Below are 12,572 nucleotides of genomic sequence, written 5' to 3' on the forward strand. Positions count from 1 at the left end.
GCCTGCGCAGATGGTACTGCATTATTGTGGGAGAGTATGTCGTCGCCTTTCTTTTGAAAACCCTGTTTCGTAAGTTACAGGGTTTTTTATTCTAAATTTTGCTTATTAGCAATAAGGTACCTTAGCTCAGATGGTAGAGCAATGGACTGAAAATCCATGTGTCCCTGGTTCGATCCCTGGAGGTACCACATAATGCTCGGATGGTGAAATTGGTAGACACGCTGGACTTAAAATCCAGTGAACAGCAATGTTCGTGCGGGTTCAAGTCCCGCTCTGAGTACTAAAACTTCAATTGGCTTTTGCTAATTGAAGTTTTTTTTTTGGAACAATCTCAAGCTTGATTTTTTATATTTTGTCGTTTAGAAGTGCTTATTTAAGTTTTTGAAACCTTTTCATTTGGCTATGCTATCTTTAAATTCTCTTCTTCAAAATATAATGATAAATTTGTCTCCTTATAAGTTACCAGTATGAACGAACTAATTACCGTTATAAATAGCTTTCAAAAGATAGATGCTGACACTGAAAATGCGATTCGGAGTTTTTTTGTTGAAGAAAAGTTTAGAAAGAATGAGTTTATAATCCAAGAGCATAAAATATGTGATAAGATTTATTTCATCAGTTCTGGTGCTGTTCGAAGATTTTGTTTTGAAAATGATGAAGAAGTTACGAAATGGATTTATACAGATAATCAATTTGTAACTTCCATGAGTAGCTTTTTTGATCAAAAACCTTCTTTTGAAATATTTCAGGCTTGCGAAGAAACAGTTGCCTATTCTTTAACATATTCTGATGAACAGCTATTATTAGAATATCCTTTATTTTTAAAATTTCATCTTAATCAACTTCGACATTATCTTTCTAAAATAAATGAATTCCATCATCTGTTTCGTGTAATGACAGCAGAGAAAAAGTATTTATTTCTATTAGAATTTTTTCCTCAAATTATTCAAAAAGCTAAATTGAAGCATATTGCTTCATTAATTGGAGTAAGTCAAGAAACTTTAAGCCGAATTAGAGCTTCAATTATTTGATGTTAGGTCAATAAAATGCATTTTTTATTTTCTAATATTTGCTTGTTATTAAATTATGGGATATTGAAAAATAGTGTAATAGATAAAAGTACAATTGTTGGAAGAAACGTTCGCTTTGGAAATTTTTCTACAATTGAGAGTGATGTAATTATTGGTGATAATTCGTGGATAGGTAATAATGTTACTATTTTAAGTGGCTCGAGAATAGGTAGTAACTGCCAAATTCATTCAGGAGCTATAATAGGTGGAATTCCGCAGGATTTAAAGTTTAAGGATGAATATACCTTGCTTGAAATTGGTGATAATAACATCATCAGAGAAAATGTTACTATAAATCGGGGAACAGAGTCAAAGGGAATAACTCATATAGGAAATTCGAATTTGATTATGGCAAATGCTCACATTGGGCATGATTGTTTTGTTGGGAATAATTGTATTATTGGTTTTGGTGTCGGTATGGCGGGTGAAGTAGTTACTGGCGATTTTGTTAATGTAAGCGGACTTACTGCAGTGCATCAATTTTCCCGAATCGGAAGTCATAGTATGATTAGTGGATTGAGCAGAATTGTGAAAGATATTCCGCCTTACATAACTGTCGCGCATGAACCTTTACGATTTGCTGGATTAAATATTGTTGGTTTGAGAAGGAGAGGTTTTTCTTCTGAGAAAATTGAAGAGATCAAAGCAATTTATAGAATTATTTTTCAGGAAAAGAGAAATACTAAAAGTGCATTAGAATTAATTGAACAGAATTTTGAACCGACTTTTGAGAGAGATGAAATTTTAAATTTTATTAAAGTATCAAAACGTGGAATTGTAAAAGGAATTAAAGAATAAAAGAAGCCTCCAATGTTTTGTATTGGAGGCTTCTTTTATGTGAATTAAAGTTAGATGAAAAATCCCTTAATTAGAGTTCTATTCATATTTCAGGTATTCTAAGACATTTGCTTTAGTTGCGTAATAAGCTCGCCACAAAACAATCAGTAAAGTCAGAAGCAACAAGACAATAAATCCTGCAACGAACGGCATTATGGTAATGTCAATTTTAAATGCAAAATTTTGAAGCCATTTATTCAAGAGAAAGTAAACAGGAAATAGTGCAATTAAAAATCCTATAATACAATACAAAACATACTGTTTCGATAATTCTTTGAGTAAAACATTGGTTTCGGCACCTAATGTTTTTCGAATGGCAATTTCTTTCATGCGTCGTTGTATAGAATAAGATGCTAAGGCAAATAATCCAAAAAGAGCAATTAGAATTACAATAACATTAAGCAATGAAAATAAGCTTTTTTGTTTGGAGTAAGTTTCATAAGTTCTCGCATATTGCTTGTCTACAAAATCATATTGAAACGGATATTCGGTATCGACTTTCGACCATAATTTTTCGATATTGGTGATCGTATTTTCCAAATTGTCAGCATTTAGTTTTATGAAAACTTTATCTATATTATGCGCCATATCAAAGGTCTTAATATGATGAAAAGCAATTGGCGGCACTTTTAATTCTGGGCTCAATAAGTTAAAATCTTTGACAATACCAATGATTTTTAATTTTTGCTCCCGTATCACAAGTTCTTTCCCAAGAGGTGATTTAAGATTCATTAGTTTTGCAGCCGTTTCATTTATTATAACTGAATTAACGGTGTCAGAGGCAATTTTTTTATCAAAATCTCTGCCTTTTAAAAATTTAATATTCAGCATTTCAAACATGCCGTAATCTAAATTGATTACTCTTTCCTTAAAAAGCTCATTATTATACAGAACCGCAGAAATAGAATTATCTGAACCATCAAAAGAAATAAGACCAGTCGAAACTTTTTGAACGCCTTTAATTTTATACAGTTGTTGTTTTAAGATGGTGTATTTATTGTAAATAATTTGTTCTGCATTTTCTGACTGATGTTCAATTGATGGAAAATTTAAACAAACTGAAATTACCTGATCGCCTTTAAATCCAAGATCTTTATTTTGCAAATATTTAATTTGCTGATATACAATATTAGAGCCAATAATAAAAAAAGCAGCAATTGCAAATTGAAGAATAAGCATTCCATTACGCAACCAAATACCATTTTTGCTTCTTTCGAAATTTCCTTTCAAAACTTTAAAAGGTTTAAAATTGGAGATGTAAATTGCCGGTAATAATCCAGCTGTCAAAACCGTAATGATGAAAATCAGAAGCAATTGTATATAAAATTGATTGGCGAGAAGTACAATATTCTTGTTTAAAAAGTTGTTGTAATAAGGCAAAACGAGTTCTACAATGACCAACGCCAGTAAAATAGAAAAACTTGTCGTTAAAATTGTTTCACAAAGAAACTGAATAATAATATCGCCTTTAGAAGCTCCCGAAATTTTACGCACTCCAACTTCTTTTGCTCGCTTTATCGCGTCTGCAGTGGCGAGATTGATATAGTTAACAATCGACAAAATGAGAATCAAAAGTGACAAACCCATCATGATCATCAAAAACTGATAATTTCCTCGCGTTTCAGGATAACCATCGGTTACCGAATGTAACCTGGCTTTTGATAAAGGTTCAAGAATAACCGTAAAATGACCTACTTTTTTGGCCATAACTTCAGGTGTAAAACCTGCTTCTTTGGCAAGTCGCGTAATAAAATCGTGGTTGTAAAGTCTTTCGAGTTTCTGTCTTGTTAAATCAATTTTTGTCGGGTCTTTTACTTTTAATAACAATTTTAAAATAAACGGATTCATCAATCCGGAAGTTGTCAGTTCCTTCATTTTATTGATGATGACATTCGGCGCAATCGATGAATTTCCTGGAATATGATACACGGCCCTTACAGAAAACAGCTGGTCAAAACATTTTATTTGTTTTCCAATAGGGTTTTCATTTCCAAAAATCCTTTTAGCCGTAATATCTGAAATAGCAATACTCGAATCATCTTTTATAGCTGAAATTGCATCGCCCTGAATAATTTCGAAAGGAAAAAAAGAAAAGAAATTTTGTTCGACATTGATAATTTTATCTACAAATTCCTTTTTTCCTTTGTAAATAATTTTATCCTTTTGATACCAGTAATCTGCATAGAGTGTAGATTCAATATTAGGATCTTTGTCTAAAGCCGGTTTCAGAAATAAGGCACAATCGGACCAGACGGGCATATCGGTCACTTGAATCAAAACCTGGTATACTTTTCCTTTTTCAGGATTCCAGGAATTGTAACTTTGTTCGTCGTTCCAATAAAGCAGGGCAAAAATCAGCCCAGCAATTCCTATTGATAATCCTAAAATATTAAGGAAAGAGAAAAGCTTGTTGTGCTTTAAGCGGTAAATAAATATGTTGATATAGTTTTTTAGCATCTTATTCGTATTTTAAATATTTTAAAATATCAACTTTTGTTGCCTGATAAGCTCGTGAAAGAACTACCGCAAGCGTTAGCAGTAATAAAGCCGAAAAACCAATTATAAACGGAGAAATTGAAATAGAAACACGATAGGCAAAATTCTCTAACCATTTGTTTAATAAATAATAAGCAGGAAATAAAGCGATCACAAATCCTATTATACTAAAAAGGATATATTGTTTGCAAAGTTCCTTCAATAAAACGTTCGTTTCGGCACCAAGTGTTTTTCTAATTGCAATTTCTTTCATACGTCTTTCGATAGAATAAGAAGCCAGTGCAAACAAACCAATAAGAGCTATTATAATAACTATGAAGTTTAGCAACGAAAAAAGATTTTTTTGTTTTACATAACTGCTATATGATCTTTTGTATTCCTTATCTACAAAATCATATGAAAATGGATATTCTGAATCTATTTTCTTTACCCATAAACTTTCTATAGCAGCAATAGTTTGTTGCATCGTTTTGGGATCTGCGGTTACATAAATATTATTCAAAAGACTATTAAACCAAGGCACGCTTTTAAAATGGAATATTGATATTGGCGGTATAGCTTCGCCCGGATTCCCGATGTTAAAATCTTTTATAACTCCTACGATAATGGCTTTTTTTCCGTCCCAGTTTATTTTTTTCCCAATAGGATCTTTTTCATTCAATAATTTTAACGCAGTTTCATTGATCAACATCGAATTGATTGTATCCTGAGCATATTTCGGACTAAAATAGCGGCCTTTGACTAATTTTATTTTCATCATTTCAAGAAGCCCAAAATCTACAGGAACATTGTTTCCATCAATATTAATGTCTTTATAATGATAAGAAATTACAGATCTTGCACCGTTACCCATCACAAAGCCACCGCCAGCGACTTGCTGAACTCCTTTTATGCGAAGCAGTTGATTTTTGATGTTATTGTATTTGCCAAATTGATCTTTATCGGTAATTTTTTCGCCATAGATATTTCGATAAGAGATGTTTAAAATTTGATCTCCGTTAAAACCTAAATCCTTAGAATTCATGTAATCAATTTGTTGATATACAATATAAGAACCGATTATAAAGAAAGCGGCCACAGCAAATTGAAAAATCAACATCCCGTTACGAAGCCATACGCCACTTTTGCTTCGAATAAAATTTCCTCTCAATACTTTTAAAACCTCAAAATTCGAAACATAAATCGCCGGAAATATTCCTGCTACAATTACCGTTATAATAAAAATAGCGCCTAATTGTAAATACAATTGCCAGCTTAGCAGTACAAAATCTTTTTCTAAAAAAGCATTGTAATAAGGAATCGAAAGTTCGACAATAACAAGAGAAACCAAGATGGAAAACAATAAAATGATCGCAGTCTCAAAAATAAATTGCAGAATTATATTGGTTTTAGAAGCGCCAATAACTTTTCGAACTCCTATTTCTTTCGCTCTTTTTACAGCATTTGCCGTTGCTGAATTAACATAATTTACGATAGATAATATCAGGATCAAGATTGAAAGCCCCATAAAAATTAGCAAAAGCTGATAATTTCCGTTGCTTTCTATAAGACCGCCTGTTTTGGTATGCAAACGAATTGAGGACAAAGGTTCTAAATGAGGTTTTACTTCTCCAAATTTTTTAATAAACTCTTCTGGAGTCACCCCCTGAAGTTTGGCGCGTGGCACCGTCATATTATCATAATAAATTTTAGCAAGGCTTTTTGTTACTAATCCTGCATCAGTTGGATTTTTCAATTTTAATAAAAGTATAAACTGAAAATTTCCCCATTGCTGAATAGTGTTTTTTATTCTTAAATCCATAAAATTGACCACGCACGCAGGATTAAAAACCGATTTTTTATCCAGTTTATAAACACCTCTGACAACTAAAACCTGATTTTGCAAAACTATTTTTTTGCCAAATGCACTTTCACTTCCAAAAAGTTGTATTGCAAGATCTTCAGACAAACAAATACTATTGCCATCGGGTAAACCGGTTTTTGCATTTCCTTCGATAAATTGATACGGGAAATAGTCAAAAAAGTTTTTTTGTGCTACAACAATTTTTCCAGACTGTATTTTTTTACCATTGTAACGAATAATTTCGTTATCATAACTTCCGTTTACATAACAAAACGATTCAACTTCAGGACTTGTGTTTTTTATCGTTGAACCAATTGGTGCCGAACTTGAAGCCCAATATGTAGTAGGATCCATTTGATTGGCAACCATAAAAACATTGTCTTTATTAGGATTCCATTGGTCATAACTTTGCTCATCATTCCAATACAGAATGGCAAAAATCAATCCGGCAATTCCTATACTCAACCCCAAAACATTCAAAGCTGTAAAAAGCTTGTTGTTTTTTACCTGAAAAATAAAAATACTAATCCAATTTTTTAGCATGACCCTAGTTTTTAGAAGTTACCAAAACATCGACATTTCTATGATTTAATTTTTCAGAAAGAATAACACCGTCTTTCATTAAAATCGTTTTTTGCGAAAAAGAAGCATCATAATCAGAGTGCGTTACCATCAAAATTGTGGAACCGCTGGCATGAAGATCAGTCAATAGTTCCATTACTTCATTTCCGTTTTTACTGTCTAAGTTTCCAGTTGGCTCATCGGCCAAAATAATTTTCGGATTATTGATTAAAGCTCTTGCAACCGCCACACGTTGCTGTTGTCCGCCTGAAAGCTGTTGCGGAAAATGTTTTAATCGGTGAGAGATTCCTAAAATTTTTGCCATCTCGCTTACTTTTTGTTTTCTTTCAGAAGAAGGAACATTATTGTAAATCAAAGGCAACTCGATGTTGTCATAAACAGACAATTCATCAATTAAATTGAAGTTTTGGAAGATGAAACCAATGTTTTCTTTTCTCGCTTTTGCTCTTGATTTTTCTTTCAAGCCAACCATTTCCTGATCAAGCAAATGATAACTTCCATCTGAAGCGCTGTCCAAAAGCCCGATGATATTTAATAAAGTTGATTTTCCGCTTCCAGATGGTCCCATGATCGAAATAAAATCGCCTTGATTTATAGTTAATGAAATTTCGCTTAATGCTCTGGTTTCTAATTCCTCAGTTCTAAATACTTTTGAAAGTTTGCTGATCGTAATCATAATTGATGTTTTTAGTTTTGATTGATTTTCTTTTTAAAATATTTTCCCTTTTGAAGTAAAAGAAATGCATCGGAAAATTAAGATAATTAACAATGCGATTTTTTGTTATTTTTACTTTCGAAAGGGCTTAATAATTAATGATTTATCAGTACAATTATGATTTTCATGCCAAAAATTTAAACCTTGTAAATGCCTTATTTTTAAGATTTTATTTTAAGAAAAAAAGCTTCACTGTCCATAAGTGGACACCTTTCGTCCAAAACCGAACAAAAATGAAAAAGACAAACGCTTCAATTTTAATTATCGACGATCAGGAAGACATCCTTTTTGCGTCGAAAGTCTATCTGAAAAAGTATTTTGAGAATATTTATACACTCAATAATCCGAAAAATATTGTCGAATTATTGGCAAAAAATACCATTGATGTTGTTTTGTTGGATATGAATTACAGAATTGGTTTTGAAGACGGAAGAGAAGGTTTGTATTTATTGAAAGAAATAAAAACGCTTTCGCCAAAAACAGTTGTGATTTTAATGACAGCTTTTGGAAAAGTGGAAACAGCGGTTGAAGGTTTAAAATCGGGTGCTTTTGATTATATTTTGAAACCTTGGGAAAATAAAAAATTGTTAGAATCGGTAAAACAAGCAGTTGATAAAGCGAGAAAAGAACAAAAGAAAATTAAAAGTCCAGAAATTGCTGATGACTTTTTTATTGGAAATTCTGAAATTATAAAAAAAGCCTATTCGTTGGCAGATAAAGTTGCAAAAACGGATGCAAATGTTTTGATTCTTGGTGAAAATGGAACTGGGAAATTCGTTTTGGCGCATCATATTTTTTCACAGTCCGAAAGAAAAAATCAGCCTTTTATAAATGTTGATTTGGGCGCTTTGAATTCAAATATTTTTGAAAGCGAATTATTCGGTTATGCAAAAGGCGCCTTTACAGATGCAAAAACCGATACGCCGGGACGTTTTGAGATGGCGCAAAACGGAACTATTTTTTTGGATGAAATTGGGAATGTTCCGCTTCATTTGCAATCAAAATTATTACAGGTAATTCAAACCAAAACGGTAACAAGATTGGGCGAAACTAAACCGCGACCACTAAATGTTAGAATTATTACGGCAACTAATCTGAATTTAAAACTCGAAGTTGCCGACAAAAATTTCCGTGAAGATTTGTATTACCGAATTAATACAATGGAAATTATTTTGCCTCCGCTTCGCGAAAGAATCGAAGATAAAATTCCGTTAGCCGAATATCTGCTAGACAAAATCAGTGAAAAATATGGACGAAGCCAAATTACTTTTGACAAAAAAGTTTTGGAACAAATCGAAAAACACGCTTGGAACGGAAATATCCGCGAAATGGAAAATAAAATCGAGCGCGCTATTATTCTCTGCGAAAACAATAAAATAACAGTTTCCGATTTAGATTTGGAACAAATCACCGAATATGAAAATCCAGATGATATTCAGCTTTCTTCGGTTGAAAAAGCTACGGTTGAAAGAGCACTTTTGAAACACAATAATAATATCAGTAAAACTGCTGAAGAATTGGGTTTGTCTAGAGGTTCTTTGTATCGTCGTTTGGAGAAATATAATATCAGCACCAATTAGTATGCTTAAATCTTTAAAAACATATCAGCTTCTTTTTCTGCGGTTAATTTTGATTTTGGCAGGAATCGAATTTTCTATTTATCTGCAAAAAATCAATTATGTATTTGCGCCCATTTTTGGCTTTTTGGTCGTTTTTCTGTTGATTGTTGAATTATATAATTATATAAAAAGCATCATTTTGCTTTATGATAAAACGATTTCTTCAATTATTCAAAACGATTTTAGTTCTGATTTTTCGAAACATAAATCGGAAAAAAATGATTTGTTTCAGTTGTATGATATTTTAAAAAACAAGCAAAACGAGCAGGTTTCGAAAGACATTATATATACTTCGATTTTAAATAATATTGAAACCGGAATTATTATTCTGCAAAAACAGGAAAAAGATTGGAACGTTTTTTTGATGAACGATTATTTTTCGACTCATTTTAATGTTCCGAAATTCTCAAAATGGAAATATCTGAAAAGTCATTTACCTTCATTATGTGAGATTATCGAAAAAGATGATTTTCAGGAAATAAAAACGTCAATCGAAATCAGTATTAATCAGCAAAATTCGCAGACTTTTGTTTTACAGGCATCGCGAACGGAGATTTTTGAGAATGATTATTTTATTGTTTTGCTGGATTCGATTCAGAATGTTGTCGAGAAAAAAGAGAAAGATGCCTGGATTAATTTGATGAAAGTGATTTCGCATGAACTCCTGAATTCAATAACTCCAATTCGTTCCATTTGTCAAAATTTGCAAGATTTGGTTGAGCAAGATTCTTTATCAAATGAAGATTTAGAAGACATCAAAAACAGCGTTGAAACAATGCTCAGACGAAGCGATCATTTGCAGAAATTTGTTGAAGGTTATCGAAAATTGGCGATGCTTCCTTCGCCAAAAAAGCAAAAATTAGAATTGAAAGATTTGGTGAATAATAGCCTCGATATTATGGAGCCAATGTTTAAAAAGGAAAATATCGAAATTGTAAACTCAATTTCGCGTCATTATTCCATTACGGTTGATGCCCAGCAAATCGAACAAGTTTTAATTAATCTTTTGACGAATTCGATAAATGCGCTTAAAAAGACAAATCAAAAACAGATTTTCATTTCAGCGGAAGCCAAAGAAAACAGAACTTTCATCAAAATTGCAGACACTGGAAACGGAATTGAAAAAGAAATCGAAAACAAAATTTTCCTTCCGTTTTTCACCACCAGAAATGAAGGCGCAGGAATTGGTTTGACTTTATCCAAAAATATTATCGAAGCACACGGCGGTTATATCAATTATAAAAATGAAAATGGAAAAACGGTTTTTGAAATTTGTTTGATTGGAGATTGATTTATTTTTACTCAACTAAACCGCGTTATGGATTGAATGTTCATAGATTTAATAAACAGGCTGAAAGCTTGCAAGTTGGAGCTTAAATTTAACCGCAAATTACACAAATTTTCACGAATTAATTTGTGTGAATTTGCGTAATTTGTGGTTTTTAGAAGCTGAAAGCTAAATGCAGTAAATAGTTTTGAACTATTTTTGAGGCCAATAAATTTATATTAGCATAAAACCAATTCCTTTATGATTTTAGCCTTCGATACTTATTATTACGACAATAAAGCCAAAACAGTCTGCTTAGAATTTACAGAATGGAATCAAGAAAAAGATTTTAAAATTCACACCGAAATCATTGATAATGTCTCAGAATATATTCCCGGCGAGTTTTATAAAAGAGAATTACCTTGTATTTTAAGTCTATTAAATAATATTGATTTAAAGTTAGTTGATGTAATTATTGTCGACGGTTTTGTATATTTAGATGATGATGAAAAATATGGTTTAGGTGGCCATTTATATGAAAAGCTAGATAAGAAAATTCCAATTATTGGCGTCGCTAAAACGAATTTTGCCAGCATCGAAAAAGATAAAAAAGCGTTATTTAGAGGTGACAGCAAAAAACCTTTGTTTGTGACTTCTATCGGAATTGATTTGGAAGATGCTTTTCAGAAAATTGAAAGTATGGCGGGCGAATTTCGAATTCCGACTTTGTTGAAAGAAATGGACAGGTTAACAAAAGAACTTTGAAATATTTATGGATAGAACCCTTTGGGCAGAAATTGAAAATTTCGATTTAGATAATCCAAATGAAGAATACGGATTTTCGACCAGATTAGCATTTGAAAACAGTTGGACAATCTATTTTACAAAAACGGCTATTCTCGAATATAAAAAATTCATGTATTTGGCCGCAACTTCAAATGAAATGGTTTCGCCTTCAGAAATTGTTGATATTGTTTGGCATCAGCATTTAATCTTTACTAAATCATATTCCGATCTTTGTGCAATTTTATCCAAAAGAATTGAACATATTCCGTCAACACACAATAAAGCCGAATTTGAAAAATTTAAGAAGGCAAAAGAGACAACTAAAAAATTATACGAGCTAAATTTTGGAGAACAGCCAAAAGAATTCTGGGATTATGATAATTCGCTCCAATCATTGAAATTAGATATTTCCAATCTGGATCTATCTATACTGAAAATAATTTTTTTGGGATGCATGTTGCTTTTAATTTTTCCAATTTCGTTATTGCTCAAACCTGTTTTAGTTCAAATTGGAAATCCAGATTTTGCCTGGTATTATGTTTTTTTATTTGCTATTGGAACGATCTTGTTAATGCAGTATGTAAAAAAACATGCAGAGAAATTGATTCAGAATTTGAAAGCCACAGTGCTTATTAAGAATCTCATTCCTTTTGAATTAGTCTTTTTTCAAAAAAACCGATTAGATTTTGTTATTCACGGAGTTGTAAATAACTTAATTGAAAACAAAAAAGTAGAGGTTTTAGGCAAATATTTAAAACTGACTGATGAAAAATTAAGCGATAATCTATATGAAAATTGTGTTATCGAAATTATGAAAGAATATGATTTGATGCCGTATTGGCAATTAAATCAAGCGCTCAAAAACAAGCCAATATTTGCTCAGTTGAAAAAATCAGTTGAAAAAATTAGAGATGAAATCATTAATTCGAAACAATTTTTGTGGAGTATAAAAGTCGTATTGTTTGTTTTTGGATTTCTTTTGAGTATTGGTTTCAGTAGAATAATTATCGGAATTTCAAGAGAGAAATCAGTCGAAAACATTACTGTTGTGATGATTTTGTTGCTGTCGATTTCAAATTATTGTTTCAAGAAAATGACGAATTTTTTGTTTGAAAAAGCAGTTCTTTCAAGCTTCAAAAACGAAAAAAAGGATAGTAACGAAATATTAGATTGGCAGTGGAGGTATTTTTTGTATGGTGGGCTTGCATTTTCATTTATTCCTCTCGCGACACATATTAATCATAATTTTAGTTCTTCTGGAAATGGTTCCAGTTGTGGAAGTTCGTGCGGGAGTTCCTGCAGTAGTTCGTGTGGAAGCTCTTGTGGCAGTTCCTGTGGTGGCTGTGGCGGAGATTAA

9 protein-coding genes and 2 tRNA genes are annotated in these 12,572 nt (G+C 32.0%); 8 read left to right on the top strand and 3 right to left on the bottom strand.

Annotated features, from left to right (window positions below):
- Positions 1-115: 115 nt before the first annotated feature.
- The 4 genes from EYY60_RS08890 to lpxA all read left to right on the top strand — a co-directional run bounded on the left by EYY60_RS08890 (position 116) and on the right by lpxA (position 1,868).
- A tRNA-Phe gene (locus tag EYY60_RS08890) sits at positions 116-188 on the top strand.
- Between the two features lie 6 nt (positions 189-194).
- Positions 195-280 (top strand) — tRNA-Leu (locus EYY60_RS08895).
- Positions 281-467: 187 nt separating this feature from the next.
- A complete protein-coding gene (locus EYY60_RS08900; protein ID WP_132989033.1) occupies positions 468-1,031 on the top strand; it encodes a Crp/Fnr family transcriptional regulator in 564 nt (187 codons plus the stop codon).
- A 63-nt stretch (positions 1,032-1,094) separates the two neighbouring features.
- Entirely contained in the window at positions 1,095-1,868 is a 774-nt protein-coding gene (gene lpxA / locus EYY60_RS08905; RefSeq protein ID WP_132989034.1) for an acyl-ACP--UDP-N-acetylglucosamine O-acyltransferase, read from the top strand.
- A gap of 78 nt (positions 1,869-1,946) precedes the next feature.
- Here the strand turns inward: lpxA and EYY60_RS08910 are convergent, their stop codons facing one another.
- Genes EYY60_RS08910 through EYY60_RS08920 form a run of 3 tightly spaced genes read right to left on the bottom strand, consistent with a single transcriptional unit; the run spans position 1,947 to position 7,504 of the window.
- Complete coding sequence (locus EYY60_RS08910) at positions 1,947-4,364, bottom strand: ABC transporter permease (protein ID WP_132989035.1); 2,418 nt, start codon at positions 4,362-4,364, stop codon at positions 1,947-1,949.
- 1 nt (position 4,365) lies between these two features.
- Entirely contained in the window at positions 4,366-6,789 is a 2,424-nt protein-coding gene (locus EYY60_RS08915) for an ABC transporter permease (protein WP_132989036.1), read from the bottom strand.
- Between the two features lie 4 nt (positions 6,790-6,793).
- A complete protein-coding gene (locus tag EYY60_RS08920; RefSeq protein ID WP_132989037.1) occupies positions 6,794-7,504 on the bottom strand; it encodes an ABC transporter ATP-binding protein in 711 nt (236 codons plus the stop codon).
- Between the two features lie 272 nt (positions 7,505-7,776).
- Here EYY60_RS08920 and EYY60_RS08925 point away from each other — a divergent pair, with 272 nt between their 5' ends.
- From EYY60_RS08925 to EYY60_RS08940, 4 genes are all read left to right on the top strand, one after another.
- Positions 7,777-9,123, top strand: a complete 1,347-nt coding sequence (locus tag EYY60_RS08925; RefSeq protein WP_132989038.1) for a sigma-54-dependent transcriptional regulator — start codon at positions 7,777-7,779, stop codon at positions 9,121-9,123.
- A 1-nt stretch (position 9,124) separates the two neighbouring features.
- Complete coding sequence (locus EYY60_RS08930) at positions 9,125-10,453, top strand: sensor histidine kinase (RefSeq protein ID WP_132989039.1); 1,329 nt, start codon at positions 9,125-9,127, stop codon at positions 10,451-10,453.
- Positions 10,454-10,690: 237 nt separating this feature from the next.
- Positions 10,691-11,194, top strand: coding sequence for an endonuclease V (locus tag EYY60_RS08935; protein ID WP_132989040.1), 504 nt, complete (start codon positions 10,691-10,693; stop codon positions 11,192-11,194).
- Positions 11,195-11,201: 7 nt separating this feature from the next.
- Positions 11,202-12,572: a hypothetical protein gene (locus EYY60_RS08940; protein WP_132989041.1), complete on the top strand. Its 1,371-nt coding sequence runs from the start codon at positions 11,202-11,204 to the stop codon at positions 12,570-12,572.

This window comes from Flavobacterium zhairuonense, from assembly GCF_004352915.1.
Classification (GTDB): Bacteria; Bacteroidota; Bacteroidia; order Flavobacteriales; family Flavobacteriaceae; genus Flavobacterium; species Flavobacterium zhairuonense.